The organism is Amycolatopsis sp. NPDC047767 (assembly GCF_040704195.1).
GTDB lineage: Bacteria > Actinomycetota > Actinomycetes > Mycobacteriales > Pseudonocardiaceae > Amycolatopsis.
The window spans coordinates 188,290-204,790 of sequence record NZ_JBEYSJ010000007.1 but is presented as its reverse complement, the minus strand read 5'-3'; the positions used below and the strand labels follow the sequence as shown (position 1 = coordinate 204,790).

Sequence of the window (16,501 nt, the reverse complement as noted above, 5' to 3'; positions counted from 1 at the left end):
TTCACCGTTGAAATCCGGACTCCGTCTGAGGGTGCCTTACCTCACCCGCTCCCGTCCATGCCTGAAGCGAGTACGCCCAGGTCATGGCCCATGCGCTCCTGCTTGGTCCGCAGGTAACGCACGTTGTGCGGCGTCTGTGTGACGGGCAGGCGCACGCGTCCGACGATGTCGAGCGCGTAGCCCTCGAGCCCGCCGTACTTGGCGGGGTTGTTCGTGATGAGCCGCATCCGGCGGACGCCGAGGTCGGTCAGGATCCGGGCGCCGATGCCGTAGCTGCGCGAATCGACCGGCAGGCCCTGCGCGAGGTTGGCCTCGACGGTGTCCAGACCCTGCTCCTGCAGCGCGTACGCGTGGATCTTGTGCGCCAGCCCGATCCCGCGGCCTTCGTGGCCCCGCAGGTAGATCACCGCGCCCGCGCCCTCTTCGGCAATCGCCCGCAGCGCGTACTCCAGCTGTGCGCCGCAGTCGCACCGCAGCGAGCCCAGGATGTCGCCGGTCAGGCATTCGCTGTGCACCCGGACCAGGGCACCGGCAGCCGACTGCCCGGCCGCCGCGACATCGCCCCGCACCAGCGCGAGGTGCTCGGTCCCGTCGAGCACGGACCGGTAGGCGACGGCCCGGAAGTCGCCGAACGCCGTCGGCATGGCCGCGCTCGCCACGGGCTCCACCAGGCGTTCCGTCGCCCCGCGGTAGCGCACGAGGTCGGCGATCCGCAGCACCGGCAGGTCGTGGCGCGCGGCGAACTCCTCCACCGCGGCGCCCCGCAGCATCGACCCGTCGTCGGCCACCAGCTCGCTGATCACGCCGACGTCACCCGCGCCGGCCATCGCCAGCAGGTCGACGGCCGCTTCCGTGTGCCCGGCCCGCACCAGCACTCCGCCCTCACGCGCCCGCAGCGGGAACACGTGGCCGGGCCGGCGCAGCTCACCGGGTTTGGTGGCCGGGTCCGCCAGCGCCGCACGGTCGTGGTCCGGTCCGCCGCCGAGACGCCGGTACCCGCCGAAGCGTGGTCGACGCTCACCGTGAACGCCGTGCCGTGTGCGTCGGTGTTGTCCGCGACCATCTGCCGCAGCCGCAACGCGTCCGCGCGTTCGCCGGGCATCGGCGCGCAGACGATCCCCGTGGTGTGCCGCACGAGGAACGCCATCTGCGCGGCGGTCATCGTCCGCGCGGCACCGACGAGGTCGCCCTCGTTCTCGCGGTCGGCGTCGTCGACGACCACGACCAGCCGGCCCTGCGCCAGCGCCGCGACGGCGTGCTGCACCTGCTCGCCGGGTGCCATCAGCCGTCCGTCCGGGTGTGGGTGCCGAAGGTCCGCGCGTGGTAGGTCAACGGCGCCAGCGGCCGCGAGTCCGCCGCCTCCACCAGGCCGAGCGCGACCACGTGGTCACCCCCTTCGATGAACTTCTCGACGGTGCACGCCACCCAGCCGGACGAGCCCGCGAGCCGCGGCAGGTCGTCCTCGAGCGCCCAGGTGACGCCGTCGAACTTGGCCATTCCCTTGCGGGCGAAGCGTTTCGCGAGCTCCGCCTGGCCGCTTTCCAGCACGTTCAGGCCGAAGCGCCCCGCGCGCCGCACCACCGTCAGCAGGTCGGACGTGCGGTCGAGCGACACGAGCACCATCGGCGGGTCCATCGAGAGCGACGCGAACGCGCTCACCGTCGTGCCGTGCGGCCGCGTGCCGTCGAGGGCGGTCACCACCGAAACCGGGGTGCACACGCCCGACATCACTTCGCGGAACTGCTCGGCGAATGCCGGTCTGGTCACGGTTTCCATCCAGCTCCAGTCCGAAAGCCCGAAACCACGAAAGCCCGGGAAGGTGCCGTGGCCCGGGCGGAAACCCGGGCCACTGCCCGGCCTCACACCCCCGCGGGCGCGCGCGAGGACATCTTGTGCAGCTGCGGCACCACCTTCTCGCCGAACAGCCGCATGCTCGCCTCCGCCTTGTCCAGCGGCAGGCCGCCGAAGCAGAACGCGGCGTTGGCCATCAGCTCGCCACCCTGCTCGCGCCGCGCGGCGTACTTCTCCACGATCTCCTCGGGCGTGCCCCAGATGTTCGCGTCGACGTACGCGCTCGCCGCGGTTTCCATGCCCGCCTCGCGGATCATGTCGGCGCCGGCCTGGTAGGCCTCGTAGCCCTTCGTCTCCCGCCAGTGCGAGCCGGCGAAGTCGTAGTGCTTGATCACCGACAGGAAGTAGCGCGAGATGTGCTCGTGCGCGATGCGCTTCGCCTCTTCGGGATCTTCGTGGCAGTACACGAAGTCCTGGATCAGCGGTGCGCCCGGCTCCGTGCCGTGCTTCTCGCGGTGCAGGCCACGCCAGCGGTCGATCGCCTCGAGGTGCTGCGCGAAGTCGTACTGCATGAACGTCATCATCTGCGCGCCCAGCTCCGCGACGGCCGGGATCGAGTCGGGCGACATCGCGACGCCGAAGATCCGGCCTTCCCACGAGTGCCCGGCCGGGCCCGGCCGGACGGTGACGCGCGGCTGCTTGTAGTACTTGCCGTCGTTCTCGACGTACCCGTTCTGCAGCCCGCGGATGATCATCGCGGCGGCCTCGTCGAAGCGCTCGCGCGACTCGTTCATGTCGACGCGGAAACCCTCGTACTCCATCTTCGCCAGGCCACGGCCCATGCCAAGCAGCAGGCGCCCGTTGGACATGTGGTCGAGCATGATGGCCTTCTCCACCACGCGCAGCGGGTCGTTCCAGGGCAGGATGACCGCGCCCGTGCCGAGCTTGATCTTCGAGGTGCGCCCGGCGAGGTAGGCCATGATCTGGAGGTTGTCCGGGCACATCGAGTAGTCGTCGAAGTGGTGTTCGGCCGACCAGACGGAGTCGAAGCCGTACTGCTCGCCCAGCACGCCCATCTCGAGCTCGCGCGTGAAGACCTCGTGGTCGCTGACGTCCTCGAACCAGTTCTGGAAGACCAGCAGCATTCCGACGTCCATGGGTGGTTCTCCTTCTTCGTGGGGGTGGTCGGTGTTCTCCGTCTACGGGTGGGTCGCCCTGGTTCGCCTTCCGACGCTAACCAGGACCGGGCGCGGGAAGAACGCTCTTCGCGTGGGGCCGTTGGAGGTCCACACAAAACGCGCGGGTCAGCCGCCGCCGAACGTCGCGAGCAATCCGCCGTCGACGGGCACGGTCGCGCCCGTCATGTACGTCGAGCGCGCCACGGCCACGATGACCTCGGCGATCTCGGCCGTCGTCCCGATGCGCCCGGCCGGAATCTTGTCGACGATGCTCTTGCGGGCCCGATCGCTGAGCCCCGCGGTCATGTCGGTGTCCACAAAGCCCGGGACCACGAGGTTCACACGCACACCGCGCGGAGCGAGCTCCACGGCCAGCACCTGCGTCAGCCCCGACAGCCCCGCCTTCGCCGAGCCGTACGCAACGTCGCCGGGAAACCCGCGCAAGCCGACGACCGCGCCGACGTTGACGATCGCCGAACCCCGTGGCAGCAACGGCACCACCGCGCGGCAGACCTCGAACGCACCGGTGAGGTTCGTGGCGAGCACCTCGTCCCACGCCGATCTCGCCAGCGCGTCGATGCGGCGGCCGCGGTGCACGCCGGCGCTGTTGACCACCACGTCGATCGGGCCGAACCGCTCGGTCACGGCCTCGACGCAGCGGCGGATCGAGTCCTCGTCGGTCACGTCGCCCTTGACCTCGAGTACGCGGTTCGGCACCGCCGGCGGCGAGGAGCCGGCCGACCGCGCCAGCGACGCCACGTTGTCACCCGCGGCGGCGACGTGGTCGACGACGGCGCGGCCGATCCCGCGCGAACCGCCGGTGACGAGCCAGGTGGTCATCGGTTCAGGAAGCCGGTGAGCTCGGCGAGGTAGGTGTCGCGGTCCTCCAGGAACGGCGCGTGGCCGGCGTTGGGGAACTCGACAAGCCGGGCGTCGGAGCACAGGTCACGCGCGGCCTCGGCGCCGGAGAACGGCACGAAGCCGTCCTTGCGCCCGTGCAGGGACAGCACGGGCACGGCCAGGCCGCCGAGGAGCTTGCGCTGGTCGAGCTCGGCGAGGTCCAGCAGGGACTCGTCACCGAGCGGGCCCATCTCCATGAACATTCCCCACAGCCAGGCGATCGTGTCGGCCGTCGGAGGCTCGGCGCACACGGCTTCGGCGACGCCCTTGAAGGTGTTCGCGCGGTCGGCGGCGGCCGCACCGAGTACGCCCTTCACGTCGTCCACCGTGGCACCGTGCGGCCAGTCCGAAGTGGACGTGTACCGCGGGGTGGCGCCGCCGGTCAAGACCAGGCCCGAGCAGTTCGACCCCAGCTTCGCCACCGCGTCGACGGCGACCGCGCCGCCGAGCGACCAGCCGTTGACCACGGGTTCGCGCAGGCCGAGCTGCTCCACGAGCCGCACGACGTCGGAGCCGAGCGCGGAGATCGTGACGTCGGAGAAATCGTTGTCCGAGCGGCCGCACGCGCGTTGGTCGAGCAGCACGACCTCGTTCCCGTTGGCCCGCAACGCCGGCGCGGTGGTGTCCCAGCAGCGGGCGGTCGCGCCCCAGCCGTGGATGAGCACGATGGGGCGGCCCGAGCCCCGGTCGTGCTCGAAGTACACCCGCCGGCCGTTTTCGACCTCTAGGTAGCCCATGGGATCTCGCCTCTCTCCTTCGGGGAACTCAATGGGTGGCAGCGACTTCGGCGCGCAACGCCCGCGGCACGACCGGCGGCCGGTCGCGGAAGCGGGGCAGCACGTGCTCGGCGAACAGTTCCAGCGAGTGCAGCACCTTCTCGTGCGCGAGGCCACCGATCCGCATCCAGCAGATGAGGTGCTGCAGCCCGGTTTCCTCGTACAGCGTCTCGATCTCGGCGACGAGCCCCGCCGGGTCACCCGCGTAGACCACGCCGCTCTCGCGCAACCCGTCGAGCGTCGGCCCGCCCGCTTCCTCCGACGCCGCAACGAGTTCCGCGTACCGCTCGTAGGTGTGCGGTGCCCGCGGCCCGCTCGGCACGAGGTCGAGCACGTGGCGGTAGTACCAGGACAGCGGTTCGGCGACGTTCGCCAGCGCTTCCTCGGTGGTGTCGGCGAGGTGGACCTGCCAGTTCATGGGGAAGTCGAGCGACAGCGGGTCGCGGCCGCTCGTGATGAGCGAACGCTTGATGTCCACCACCAGCCGGTTGAGCTCCGGCAACGTCATCAACGTCGGGGTGACCAGCAGGTTGTAGCCCTGCGCGGCCGCCAGGTGGAACGTCTCGGGGCTGATCGACGCGACGTAGATCGGCGGGGTCGGGCGCTGCACCGGCGTGGGCCGGCAGTCGACCTCGGTGAGGTCGAAGTGCCTGCCGTGGAAGGAGAACGGCTCGCCCGCGCGTTTGCTCCACAGGCCGCGCACGATCTCCAGCGCCTCGTCGAACACCTCGCGGCTCACGTCCTGGCGGTCGCCGACGCCCATGTTGTGGAACTCGCCCGGCTGGTACCCGCGGCCGGCGCCGAAATCGAGCCGCCCGTTCGACAGCACGTCGACCATCGCGTAGTCCTCGGCCACCCGCACGGGCCAGTCGAAGGTCAGGTTGCTGACGGCGATGCCGATGCGCATCCGGCTCGTGCGCTCGGCCACCGCGGCGGCCGCGACCTGCGGCGACGGCATCGAGCCGTAGTCGCTGCCGTGGTGCTCGGCCAGCCACACCTCGTCGAACCCGAGCTGCTCGGCGTAGGAGATCTGCGCGAGCATCTCCTCGTACGCGCGGCGAAAGTCGTGGTCACGGCACTCGAGGACGTAGAAGACACCGAACTTCATCCGGCACCACCCGCGGCCACTTTCGCGCGCAGCACCTTCTTGTCGATCTTGCCGACGCTCGTGCGCGGCAGCTCCTCGACCACGAGCACGCCCTCGGGCAGCCACCAGCGCGGCACGCGTTCCCGCAGGTCAGCGAGGATTTCCGCCGGTGTGTCCGCGCGGCCGGGCTCCAGCACGACCAGCGCGTACGGCCGTTCCTGCCACCGCTCGTGCGCCACCGCGACCACGGCGGCCTCGGCGACAGCGGGGTTGGCCGTGAGCGCCTGCTCCAGCGCGACCGAGCTGATCCACTCGCCACCGCTCTTGATCAGGTCCTTGGCCCGGTCGACGATCTCCAGGTAGCCGTCGGCGTCGATGGTCGCGATGTCGCCGGTGCGCAGCCAGCCGTCGGCGAAGCTGTCCGGGTGCTCGTCGCGGAAGTACTGCGTGGCGACCCACGGCCCGCGGATCAGCAGCTCACCGCGCGAAACCCCGTCGTGGGGCTGGTCGGTTCCGTCCTCTCCGACGAGCCGCCAGCGCAGGCCGGGCAGCAGCCGGCCTTGTTTGCGGACCGACCGGCGCCGCTCGGCCGGATCCACGACCGAAGGCAGCGGCCGCGAGAACGTGCCCATGGGCGAGATCTCCGTCATCCCCCAGCCCTGGAACGACGGGATGCCCAGCGAGTCGAGAGCACGCAGCAGCTCGTCGTCCGGGGGCGAGCCGCCGAGCACGAGCGCCCGCAGGCTGCTCAGGTCGGCGCCGGTCGCGGCGACGTGACGCACGAGGTCGGCCGCGACGGTCGGCACCATGCCGGTGTACGTCACGCGCTCGGCTTCCACGATTTTCGCGATCTCCGCCGGCACCGGGTGGGGACCGGGCAGCACCTGCTTGGCACCCGTCATGAGCGCGGCGAACGGGATACCCCACGCGTTGGCGTGGAACATCGGCACGACGTGCAGCACGGTGTCGCGCTCGCTGATCGCGTGGCCGTCGGCGAGGCAGGCGGCGAAGGTGTGCAGGTAGAGCGACCGGTGCGAGTAGCCGACGCCCTTGGGCGGGCCCGTGGTGCCGGAGGTGTAGCAGAGCGCCGCGAGATCGTTTTCGTCGATCTCCGGCGGGTTTTCCAGGGGCGGCCCCTCGGCCACGAGGTCCTCGTATGCGAGCGCACCCGGCGCGGAGCCGTCGGTGGCGACGACGAGCATCTCCGGCCGTTCCGCCCGTGCCACTTCCAGCCGCGGCAGCAGCGACAGGTCGGCGAACACCACGACGTCCTCGGCGTGGCCCAGCACGTACGCGATCTCCGTCGGTTCGAGCCGCAGGTTCACCGTGTGCAGCACGGCGCCCGCGAGCGGCACGGCGAAGTACAGCTCGAGGTGGCGGTGGTGGTTCCAGGCGAGGGTCGCGACCCGGTCACCGGGCCGCACCCCCAGCCTGACCAGGGCTCCGGCGAGCGCGACGACGCGTTCGTGGAACTCCCGGTTGGTGTAGCGGTGCGGCTCGGCACCGCCGCCGTACTCCACGATCTCCTGAGCGGGGAAGAACTCCCGCGCACGGTGCAGGAGGTCGGTGAGCACGAGCGGCTGGTTCACCCCGCCACCCCCGCCTTCTGGCCCAGCCGCTCGCGGACCTGCGGCACGACCTTCGTGGCGAGCAGCTCGATGCGCGCCGAACCGCTGTCCACGGGCTCGCCGGGCAGCTGCGCCCAGAAGTGCACGTCCTTGATCTGCGGCTTGTCCTTCAGCAGCGCGGTGAGCTCGTCGACGGCCGTGGCCACGTCCCACAGCTGGAACGCGCCGCCTGCCACGATCTGGTCCGCGTTCTCGAACTTGGGCACCACGTCGGGCGGGCCGAACGCGCCCCACTCGATGTAGTTGTTGAGCTGGTACAACGCGTACTGCCCGATCCGCGCCCACTCGCGCTCCGGGTCCTCGGCGATCACGGCCCACTGGCCGGCGAAGATCTGGCCGTCGGCCGACGATTTGCCCACGCGGTCCAGCGCGTCCAAATAGGACTGCTGGTGCACGTTCTGGGTGCTGAGGAACCCGTCGGAGATGCGGGCCGCGCGCTCGATCGCCGGGTCGGCCATCGCGCCGACGAGCAGCTTCGGGAGGACCTCCGGCTTCGGCGTGATCCGCACCGACGGCAGCGAGAACCGCTTGCCCTCGAACGGTTTCTCCTCACCCGACCACGCCTGGCGGATCACCGCCACGCTCTCTTCGAGCAGGCTCGGCCGGTGCTTGAGGTTGCGGTCGAACGCCGCGAACTCCGGCGCCCAGTAGCCCTGCCCGAGCCCGAGGTCGAAGCGGCCGCCCGTGAGCAGCGAGAGCGTCGCGGCGTCCTCGGCCAGGCGCACGGGGTTGTGCAGCGGCGCGATCACGAGGTTCGTGCCGATGCGCATGGTCTTCGTGCGCTCGCCGATCGCCGCGGCCAGCGTGTACGGCGAGGGCGTGTAGCCGTCCTCGCAGAAGTGGTGCTCGGTCAGCCAGACCGAGCCGATCCCGACGCTCTCCGCCCACGCGAGCTGGTCCAGCGCCTCGCGGTAGAGCGTGGAAAAAGGCCGGAACCACTGCTCGGGGTTGCGGAAGTCGTACCAGAGCCCGAAATTGACGCTTTGCTCGGTCACGCCGTCTCCTTTGTCGACGTAGCGGCTGGTTGCCTCCCACCGTGCTCAGCCGGGCGGCGGCAGGCCACCCCCGATCGCGGGTGCCGTTGTGGCTCCCTCCAACGTCACGGCGTCACCCCCGCCGTGTCGAGAGCCTCGTCGAGGAGCGCGGGCACGTCGTGCTCCAGCGCGGCGGCGTAGGCGCTGGAGAGTTCTCCAGTGAGGAACTGCGACCACGCGGCCTCGACGATCGCGGCGAGCTTGAACAACGCGAGGCACTGGTAGTAGCGGATCTGCGGGAGCTCGCGGCCGACCGCGTGCTCGTAGCGCTGGAGCAGGTGCTCGCGCGGCGGCGCGCCGGGCGCCCGGGAGACGCCCTGGATGGCGGGCATCGCGCGGCCGCGCCCACCCCACAACGCGAGCAGCAACCCCAGGTCGAGCAGCGGATCGCCGATCGTCGCCATCTCCCAGTCGATCACGGCTTTCAGGCGCGGCTCGTGCGCGGAGAACAGGCAGTTGTCGAGGTGGAAGTCGCCGTGCAGCAACGCGGGTTCGGTCGGTTCCGGCTTGTTCTGCTCCAGCCACGCGGCGATCTTCGGCATCGCCGGCAGCGGCCGCCGCGCGATGCCTTCCCACTGCCGGTACCAGCGCTCGACCTGTCGGTCGAGGAACCGCTCGGGTCGGCCGAACCCGGTGAGCCCGGCAGCTCGCCAGTCGAGCGAGTGGACGGCGGCGAGCGCGTCGACGACCTCGTCGGCCACCCGCGCGATGTCCTGGGCGGGGTAGGGAAGCGTGTCCGTGATCGACACCGAGTCGGCCACGTGCTCCATCACCAGGAACGGCGCCAGCGTCTGCGTGGGGTCCTCGCACAGCGCGACGGGTTTCGGCGCCGGGACCTCGGTGGCTGCGAGGGCCGTGAGCAGCCGGTGCTCCCGCGCGACGCTGTGCGCCGACGCCGACAACGCGTGATCGGGCGGCCGGCGCAGGACGTAGCTGGTGCCGTCGCCGGTGAGCAGGCACGTCTCGTTGGAGTTGCCGCCGGTGAGTTTCCGCAGCTCCCACGGCCCGGGGTCGCCCGTGTGCGCGGTGAGCCAGCCGGCCAGCGGCCGGTCCAGCGGCCGCGTGCTCACTGGGCCGCCGTGAACTCTTCGAGCCGGTCGCGGAACTTCTCCAGCGCCGCGGCCCGTCGCGTCGGGATGTGCTCTGTCGGCACCTTCGCCGGCTGGTACCGCTTGAGCAGCCGCCGCGCGACGGTCACCCGGTGCACCTCGTCGGGCCCGTCGTAGATGCGCGCCGCGCGGGCCCAGCGGTACATCTGCTCCAGTGGCATGTCCGTGGAGAAGCCGAGCGAGCCGTGGACCTGGATGGCGCGGTCGATCACGTCGTGCAGCACGGTGGCGCCGTGGTACTTGATCATCGCGATCTCGGTGCGCGCGGCCTGCGCGCCGACCTGGTCGATCTTCCACGCGGTCTGCAGCGTCAGCAGCCGCGCGGACTCGATCTGCGCGGCGCTGTCGGCGACCCAGTTCTGCACCGTCTGCTTGTCCGCGAGCGGTCCCCCGTGCACGTCGATGCTCACTGCGCGTTCGCACAACATGTCGAACGCCCGCCGGCACACGCCCACCCACCGCATGCAGTGGTGGATCCGCCCGGGCCCGAGCCGCTTCTGCGCCAACGCGAACGCCTCACCGCGTTCGCCCAGCAGGTTCTCCTTCGGCACGCGGACGCCTTCGTACCCGACTTCGCAGTGCGACCAGATGGGGTTCTTGTGGTCCGGGTCGTTCATCAACCCGATCTCGCGCGTCGTGATCCCTTCAGCGGTCGTGGGCACGATCAGCATCGACATCCGGTGGTACGGGTCGGCGTCGGGCTCCGTCACGGCCATCACGATGTGGAAGTCCGCCCGCGACGCGTTGCCCACGAACCACTTCGCGCCGTCGAGGACCCACTCGTCACCGTCGAGCCGCGCCGTGGTGGTGAACTGCCGCGGGTCGGACCCGGTGCCCTGCTCCGTCATGGAGAACGCGGACAGCAGCTCGCCGTCGAGCAGCGGCCGCATGTACTTGGCCTTCTGTTCCTCGGTCCCCGCGATCGCCAGCAGCTCCGCGTTGCCCGAGTCCGGCGCCTGGCACCCGAAGACGTAGGACGCGAACTCGGTGGTCCCGAGGATCTCGTGGAGCAGCCCGAGCTTCACCTGGCCGTACCCCTGCCCGCCGAGCTCGGGTCCGAGGTGCGCGGCCCACAGGCCGTGGTCCTTCACCGCCTGCTGCAGCGGCTTCGCGATCCGCCGGAACCCCGCGTGGTCGAGGTCCAGCACCTCGAGCGGGTAGATCTCGGTGCGCACGAACTCCCGCGCCCAGTCCAGCTTCGCCGCGAACTCCGGTTCCGTGGAGAAGTCCCAGGTCATCTGCCGCCCTTCCGCTTCGCCGTACGCCCCTCACGCTAGGAAGGGCGCGCCAGCCGAACCAGCCACGCGGCGGCGGGCTTTTGTGGATTTCCACAGCGGCTGCTCCGCCCGGCGGATCGCGGCTACTCCGGGCCGCCGGGCGTCACCCGCCAGGGTCCGGTACCCGAAGGTGGGGTGATGGTCCCGGTGATCGGCACACCTGCGCCATAGAGTCGGCGAACGTGATTCCCGAGCAACCGCGCCCCGATCGAATGTCCGGCTTGGACACCGTCGCGGCGGCGATCCTGGACCTCAAGTCCGGCCGTCCGGTGATCGTCGTCGACGACGAGGACCGCGAGAACGAAGGCGACCTCATCATGGCCGCCGAACACGCCACGCCGCAGGCGCTCGCCTTCTACCTGCGCCACACCAGCGGCCTGATCTGCGCACCGATGACCCCGGAGATCGCCGACCGGCTGCACCTGCCGCCGATGGTGGCGCGCAATGAGGACCCGGCGGGCACGGCCTACACCGTGTCGGTCGACGCCGCGGCCGGCATCGAGTCCGGCATCTCCGCGGCCGACCGCGCGCACACCCTTCGCCTGCTCGCCGACCCCACCACCACGCCCGGCGCGCTGTGCCGGCCAGGGCACGTGTTCCCCCTGCGCGCGCGAGCCGGCGGCCTGGCCGAGCGCCGCGGCCACACCGAGGCGTCCGTCGAACTGATGCGGCTGGCCGGGCTCGCGCCGGTCGCCGTGATCAGCGAGGTGTGCAACGAAGACGGCAGCGTCGCCCGCCTGGCCCAGCTGCGCGCGCTCGCCGACCGGCTGTGGCTCAAGGTCACGTCGATCGAACAGATCCGCGCCTTCGCGCCCCAGCCCGCGGCAGCCCGGTGACGCTTACCGCCACGATCTTCGACCTCGACGAGACGCTCGTCGACAGCGCCACCACGTGGAACCGGGTCTTCTCCGCCGTCGCCACCAGGCACGGCACTCCGTGGACCCCCGCCGACTGGGCCGCGATCCAGGGCAAGAGCACCACGCATTGGGCCGCGCACCTGGCTTCGCGCTGCCCTGGCCTCACACCGGAGTCGGCGGTCACCGAATGCGTCGCCGGCATGGTCGCAGCTGTTCAGCGAGGTGAGTTCGGGCTGGTCCCCGGTGCCGCCGACCTCGTCGCCACGGCTGCCGGATTGGGCCCGGTCGCGCTGGTCTCCAACTCGCCCCGCCCCTACGTCGAGGCCGCGATCACCGCGTGCGGCCTCCCCTTCCGCACCACCGTGACCGGTGACGACGTCACCCACGGCAAACCCGCGCCCGACCCGTACCTGCTCGCCGCCCAGCGCCTCGGCCTGACCCCGGCGCGGTGCCTCGTCGTCGAGGACTCGAGCTCCGGCATCCGCTCGGCCCAAGCGGCGGGCATGACCGTGCTCGTCATCCCCAACCCGGTTACCGCGCGCGACTTCGCGACGCTCGGCCTCGCCGACCACCAAGCCACCGACGCGTCCGTGGCGGCGAAGATCGTGGACGAGCTGCTCAGTCGTCGATGACGAACCACTGGCCGCCGCGGTATTCCATGGTGGCGTCGCCGATGTCGCTGTCGCTGAACTTCACGGTGGCGCGGATGGCGGTGGCCGGGATTTCGACCTTCGTCGAGCTCGTTTCGGTGACCCGGCCGGGGTCGACGGTGGCGCCGCGCAGGGCGGCCTTCTGTTGGGCGGAGATCATCTGGAACGTGATCGGGAACGTCTGCTCACACGGGCCCCAGCCCTCGTCCTCGGCTTTTTTGGCGGCCGGGCCCGCGATCTCGCAGGCTGTGGCGAGATCTTCCTTGCCGACGGCGTGCAGGAACGCCTCGTAGCGCGCGACCGCGCCCGCGGTGGACTTCTCCGAACCGGACTGGGGCGAGCCGGCCTGCGTAGAGGTGGCCGGCTGCGTCGAAGTCGAAGTCGGAGTCGAAGTCGGAGTCGACGGCGGCGCGGACGAGGCGGCCGTGGACGGCGACGCCGGGTTGGCCGGCGAAGCCGGTGCCGCCGAGCCGCCGACGCTGCTGGAGCATCCGGCGATCAGCAGGGCAGCACCCGTGGTCAGGACGACCAGCGCACGAACGGACATGGAGCACCTTTCCCCTCAGTAAGAACCCCCGGAGAGTAAGCGACAGACCGGCGCCCGTGGGGCGGAACCGGAAAGCCCGGCGAATCGTCACACGGAGGCGGGTTTCACCGCGGGATCTTCGACGATACAGGCCGCTGATCAGGAAATAGTGACACATTCGTGTGAACTGCCACATCGCACGCACCCACTCGGTTATGGTGCGGCGGTCGAAGCAGTGGACCTTGGGGGAAGGCAGGCGCACATGCGACGAGCTCTGGTTTTCGTGGCGTGCTTGGGGACAGCTATCACCGTCGCCGGCTGCAGTGGCGGCACGAACAACGGCACCGCTTCGGTGCCCGCCGGATCAGCACCGGCCGCGCAGCAGCCGACGTCCACCGAGCCCGCGGCCAAGACGGCCGATCCGCCGACCGCGTTCGACGCGGGCGCCGGCGTCGGCCTGCCCGCCGAGGCACTGCGCGCCAACGTGGCCGGCAACGTCGTGTCGACGTTCACGACCTTGCGCGACCGCACCGCCTACATCATCACGCAGACCGCGCTCAACGCGGTGGACGTGCTGACCGGCCGGCAGAAGTGGACCGTCGCGGTCACCGGCAAACCCGGCGACCCGTACAACCAGGCCACACCGTTCGTGAACGAGACCGGACCGCGCCCGCCGGCGGTCGGCGACAAGCTCGCGGTCGGCGCCGTTCCGGTCCTCATGCCGGAACAAGGCACCACCCCGGCCTACATCACGCTGTCGGTGATCGCCGCGGACACGGAGACCGGCACCAAGGCCTGGCAGGCGGACATCAAGGTGTCCGACGACCAGTACGCCGACGCCGGCAACGCCGTGACCCAGGTCGTCGCCGTGACCGACAAGGCCGTCGTCGCGAGCTACAGCCAGGACGAGGACCACGTCACGGCCGCGCTCGACCCGGCGACCGGCAAGACCCTGTGGCAGCGCAAGGACTACCTGGCCGGCAGCCTCCACGGCGACGTCCTCGTCGGCACCGACTTCAACGTGCCCGAGAACTCCTCGATGACCCAGGCCACCGCGCTCGACCTGGCCACCGGGCAGCAGAAGTGGATCGGCGCGCGCGAGTCCTACGGGCTCACGATGGTGCAGGCGGATCCAGCACTCGTCGTGGCCAACCGCACCGACTACGGCTCCGGGCAGTCGTACCTGCTGTTCCTCGACCCCGCCACCGGCGCCGAGAAGGCCAAGATCGAAGGCGCGCACGGCTTCGGCTCCCAGGCCTACGGCGACTGCCTCTACGACCAGCAGTCCGTGCTGACGTGCGAGGAAGACGGCGTGCTCACCGGCTACGACGCCAAGACCGCCGCCAAGCTGTGGAGCCTGCCGGACCAGGCCGCCAACCGCGTCGCGCCGAGCGTCACCGTCGCCTGGCACGGCGCCCTGTACGGCAAAACCCAAGGCGGGCAGCCGATCGTGCTGGACGCCAAGACCGGCAAGGACCTGTCCACCGACAACGTCGGCGCCGCGCCCGTCCTGGTCAGCGCGTATGCCGGTGTCGGCGTGGACGACGACGGCAATGCCAAGGCGTACCCCGTCAAGAAGTGATCGGCCCGGCCACCGCGGTGGGCTGGTCGTCGGGTGACAGCTGCAGCAGTTCCCTTGCCAGAGCGTCGTTCTGACGGAACATGATCGCGTTCGTCCGGGGGCGGGTGAACGCTCCCGGCGAGCGGATGCTCGTGTGCACGCCCATGGCAAAGCGGCGCGGGTGCGCGGTGCCGGCCTCGTCAAGGAGGCGGGAGTCCGTGATGCGCGTGGCGATGCGGCCCGAGGGCTGGTCGTCGCCGAGGGCGTCGGGGACGGTTTCCTCCGTCAGGGTCCCGGCGTCGCGCATCTGGCGCAGCAGCGTGTCGAACACGCGCGGCACGCTCGCTTCCGGCAGCCGCGCCTCGATCAACGTGCGGGCACGCACCACGTCGGGGAAGCTCGAACTCGAAGCGGCAAATTCCCCGGTGTTTTCATCCGCCGTCACCAGCAAATCCGCACCCAGGAAAGAAACCAGGCCGGCGTCGGCCAGAGCCAGCAATTCCTCCAGCCGACGCGGCGGCGGCCCACTCGCGTAGAACGAAAAGAAGCCGCGGAACCACCCGTCCATGTCGGCGACCTGCGACGCCGCCGAAAGCCGGCCGGTCATCAGCAACGCCGGCAGCTGCCCGACCACGGACAACAGCGCCATGAACGCCCCGAGATCGGCGCTGAACCGCTGGTCCGCGCGGCGCGCGAGGTCGGCTTCCACGTACTCCCGGACGGCTTTTCCGAATTCCTCCACGGATTCGAAATGCTCACCCCCGAACGGCCGGTCCAGCCGCTCCAGATCAAGCCGGTCCTCTTCGGCAGGAATCGCGGAAACGACCAGCGCTTCCATTTCGGCCGTCCCCCACGGCAGATCCGCGAACCGGTCCGCGAAAACCGCGAAATCCATCACCACCCGATCCGGGTGCCCCGTGAAGAGCTCCGTGTAATACGCCCACGCGAGCTCCTTCGCGATCAAGGGCCACACGTCGGCGCGGAAGTCGATCGGCCCCGGCCGGGCGCACAGCGCGTCGATCGCGTAGGAGTCGAAGAACCTGGGCAGCTGCAACGGTTTCCCGCGCAGCCGGTACCCCGTCTTCGCGTGGTACGGCACCCCGCGCCGCGAGCCGACGTGCAGCACCGGCTCCGCCCCGCTCGGGTGGTAGCGCAGGCCGCCGCCGGGCAGGTCCTCGAAACGGCCGCCGCGGCCCTCCGTGAGCAGGAGCATGAGGTCGACGAACGCGAGCCCGAAGCCGCGCACCAGCACGGGCTCGCCGGCCGGCACGCCGGAGTAGTCGACGTCGGCGGTGTAACCCGCCGGGTAGTACGCCAGCTCGTGCCGCTCGGCGAAGGCCGCCAGCGCGCTCTCGCCCTGGTCCGGCGTCGCGTCGAGGTGGCCGACAGTCAGGAGCACGGCGTCGGCCGTCAGTTCGGAGCCGTCGGCCAGGCGCACGCGCTGCGGCGGCCCGTTCTCGATCGCGACGGCCGCGCTCGCGTGCTCCACCACCTCGATCCCCGGCGGCAGCTCGGCGCGCACCTTCTCGTAGAACCAGCGCAGGTACAGGCTCTGCAGCCGCCGCGTCGGGAAGTCGGTGCTGGCGAGCGCGTCGAACTCCGCACGCAGGTCTTCCGGCACGGGGAAGGACAAGGAGCCCGAACGCACCTCGCGCGTCCACTCGATGAGCGACGGCCCGGGCGCGACCGGTCCCTCCATGCGCACCGAGTCGTCCGTGTACATCGTGACGTCCTCGGGCATGGAGTTCATGCGCAGCAGCGGCGACTGCTCATAGCGCCACACGCGGCCCGGCCCCACGGGGAACGGGTCGATCAGGTGCACCACGAACCGCCGGTCGCCGAGCAGTTCGGGTGCGTTGGCGGAGAGCCGCTCCAGGACACCGACCCCGCGAGGTCCGGCGCCCACGACGGCGAGCGTGAACGTCGGGTGATCGGCCACGGACTCGAAGCTACGCCGCCAGGCGGCCACGAAGTGGCGCTCCCACAGTGCGGACACCGGTGCAACTGCACTACGCAGCGCGGCATCCGGACGAGTGTGGCGCAGGCCACATCACGCTACCCTCGTGATCTTGACGGTGCTCGGCGCTATGGTCTGGACACTCGGAGAACTGTCCGTGACCCGTTGGA

At 70.7% G+C, this 16,501-nt stretch carries 15 protein-coding genes and 1 pseudogene; 3 read left to right on the top strand and 13 right to left on the bottom strand.

The window, feature by feature from the left end:
- Positions 1–41 precede the first annotated feature (41 nt).
- The 11 genes and pseudogenes from ribA to AB0878_RS15635 all read right to left on the bottom strand — a co-directional run bounded on the left by ribA (position 42) and on the right by AB0878_RS15635 (position 10,741).
- The gene (gene ribA, locus AB0878_RS15685; protein WP_366580555.1) at positions 42–644 is read right to left on the bottom strand and encodes a GTP cyclohydrolase II; all 603 of its coding nucleotides are present in this window, start codon (positions 642–644) and stop codon (positions 42–44) included.
- A 105-nt stretch (positions 645–749) separates the two neighbouring features.
- A pseudogene (gene ribB / locus AB0878_RS15680) lies at positions 750–1,282 on the bottom strand (3,4-dihydroxy-2-butanone-4-phosphate synthase); the annotation flags it as partial.
- Complete coding sequence (locus tag AB0878_RS15675; protein ID WP_366580314.1) at positions 1,282–1,767, bottom strand: flavin reductase family protein; 486 nt, start codon at positions 1,765–1,767, stop codon at positions 1,282–1,284. The pseudogene ribB (AB0878_RS15680) and the gene AB0878_RS15675, both read right to left, overlap by 1 nt.
- Positions 1,768–1,859: 92 nt before the next feature.
- A complete protein-coding gene (locus AB0878_RS15670) occupies positions 1,860–2,948 on the bottom strand; it encodes an LLM class flavin-dependent oxidoreductase (RefSeq protein ID WP_366580312.1) in 1,089 nt (362 codons plus the stop codon).
- A 147-nt stretch (positions 2,949–3,095) separates the two neighbouring features.
- Positions 3,096–3,809, bottom strand: a complete 714-nt coding sequence (locus tag AB0878_RS15665) for an SDR family oxidoreductase (RefSeq protein WP_366580310.1) — start codon at positions 3,807–3,809, stop codon at positions 3,096–3,098.
- The gene (locus AB0878_RS15660) at positions 3,806–4,606 is read right to left on the bottom strand and encodes an alpha/beta hydrolase (RefSeq protein ID WP_366580308.1); all 801 of its coding nucleotides are present in this window, start codon (positions 4,604–4,606) and stop codon (positions 3,806–3,808) included. The genes AB0878_RS15665 and AB0878_RS15660 overlap by 4 nt, the downstream gene beginning before the upstream one ends.
- 28 nt (positions 4,607–4,634) lie before the next feature.
- Positions 4,635–5,753 carry an LLM class flavin-dependent oxidoreductase gene (locus AB0878_RS15655; protein WP_366580306.1) on the bottom strand — a complete coding sequence of 373 codons (1,119 nt, stop codon included), beginning with the start codon at positions 5,751–5,753 and terminating at the stop codon, positions 4,635–4,637.
- Positions 5,750–7,321: a long-chain fatty acid--CoA ligase gene (locus AB0878_RS15650; protein WP_366580304.1), complete on the bottom strand. Its 1,572-nt coding sequence runs from the start codon at positions 7,319–7,321 to the stop codon at positions 5,750–5,752. The genes AB0878_RS15655 and AB0878_RS15650 overlap by 4 nt, the downstream gene beginning before the upstream one ends.
- Positions 7,318–8,355, bottom strand: a complete 1,038-nt coding sequence (locus AB0878_RS15645; protein ID WP_366580302.1) for an LLM class flavin-dependent oxidoreductase — start codon at positions 8,353–8,355, stop codon at positions 7,318–7,320. Before AB0878_RS15645 ends, AB0878_RS15650 begins: the two co-directional genes overlap by 4 nt.
- Positions 8,356–8,459: 104 nt before the next feature.
- The gene (locus AB0878_RS15640) at positions 8,460–9,464 is read right to left on the bottom strand and encodes a phosphotransferase family protein (protein ID WP_366580300.1); all 1,005 of its coding nucleotides are present in this window, start codon (positions 9,462–9,464) and stop codon (positions 8,460–8,462) included.
- A complete protein-coding gene (locus tag AB0878_RS15635) occupies positions 9,461–10,741 on the bottom strand; it encodes an acyl-CoA dehydrogenase family protein (protein WP_366580298.1) in 1,281 nt (426 codons plus the stop codon). The genes AB0878_RS15640 and AB0878_RS15635 overlap by 4 nt, the downstream gene beginning before the upstream one ends.
- Before the next feature lie 260 nt (positions 10,742–11,001).
- Here AB0878_RS15635 and ribB (AB0878_RS15630) point away from each other — a divergent pair, with 260 nt between their 5' ends.
- Together ribB (AB0878_RS15630) and AB0878_RS15625 are read left to right on the top strand one after the other, a co-directional pair.
- On the top strand, positions 11,002–11,616 hold the full coding sequence (gene ribB / locus AB0878_RS15630) for a 3,4-dihydroxy-2-butanone-4-phosphate synthase (protein ID WP_366580296.1): 615 nt from the start codon (positions 11,002–11,004) through the stop codon (positions 11,614–11,616).
- Complete coding sequence (locus tag AB0878_RS15625; protein WP_366580294.1) at positions 11,613–12,269, top strand: HAD family phosphatase; 657 nt, start codon at positions 11,613–11,615, stop codon at positions 12,267–12,269. The genes ribB (AB0878_RS15630) and AB0878_RS15625 overlap by 4 nt, the downstream gene beginning before the upstream one ends.
- Here AB0878_RS15625 and AB0878_RS15620 read toward each other — a convergent pair.
- Entirely contained in the window at positions 12,256–12,834 is a 579-nt protein-coding gene (locus tag AB0878_RS15620; protein ID WP_366580292.1) for a hypothetical protein, read from the bottom strand. The two genes, AB0878_RS15625 and AB0878_RS15620, sit on opposite strands and share 14 nt — an antisense overlap.
- Before the next feature lie 271 nt (positions 12,835–13,105).
- Here AB0878_RS15620 and AB0878_RS15615 point away from each other — a divergent pair, with 271 nt between their 5' ends.
- Positions 13,106–14,395, top strand: a complete 1,290-nt coding sequence (locus AB0878_RS15615) for a PQQ-binding-like beta-propeller repeat protein (protein WP_366580290.1) — start codon at positions 13,106–13,108, stop codon at positions 14,393–14,395.
- Here AB0878_RS15615 and AB0878_RS15610 read toward each other — a convergent pair.
- Entirely contained in the window at positions 14,385–16,313 is a 1,929-nt protein-coding gene (locus AB0878_RS15610) for an FAD/NAD(P)-binding protein (protein ID WP_366580553.1), read from the bottom strand. The two genes, AB0878_RS15615 and AB0878_RS15610, sit on opposite strands and share 11 nt — an antisense overlap.
- Positions 16,314–16,501: the final 188 nt, after the last annotated feature.

Bases quoted from the DNA above. Each gene is read 5' to 3' on its own strand.
- ribA (WP_366580555.1), bottom strand. From the start codon at position 644: ATGCCGACGGCGTTCGGCGACTTCCGGGCCGTCGCCTACCGGTCCGTG.
- AB0878_RS15670 (WP_366580312.1), bottom strand. From the start codon at position 2,948: ATGGACGTCGGAATGCTGCTGGTCTTCCAGAACTGGTTCGAGGACGTC.
- AB0878_RS15665 (WP_366580310.1), bottom strand. From the start codon at position 3,809: ATGACCACCTGGCTCGTCACCGGCGGTTCGCGCGGGATCGGCCGCGCC.
- AB0878_RS15660 (WP_366580308.1), bottom strand. From the start codon at position 4,606: ATGGGCTACCTAGAGGTCGAAAACGGCCGGCGGGTGTACTTCGAGCAC.
- AB0878_RS15655 (WP_366580306.1), bottom strand. From the start codon at position 5,753: ATGAAGTTCGGTGTCTTCTACGTCCTCGAGTGCCGTGACCACGACTTT.
- AB0878_RS15635 (WP_366580298.1), bottom strand. From the start codon at position 10,741: ATGACCTGGGACTTCTCCACGGAACCGGAGTTCGCGGCGAAGCTGGAC.
- AB0878_RS15620 (WP_366580292.1), bottom strand. From the start codon at position 12,834: ATGTCCGTTCGTGCGCTGGTCGTCCTGACCACGGGTGCTGCCCTGCTG.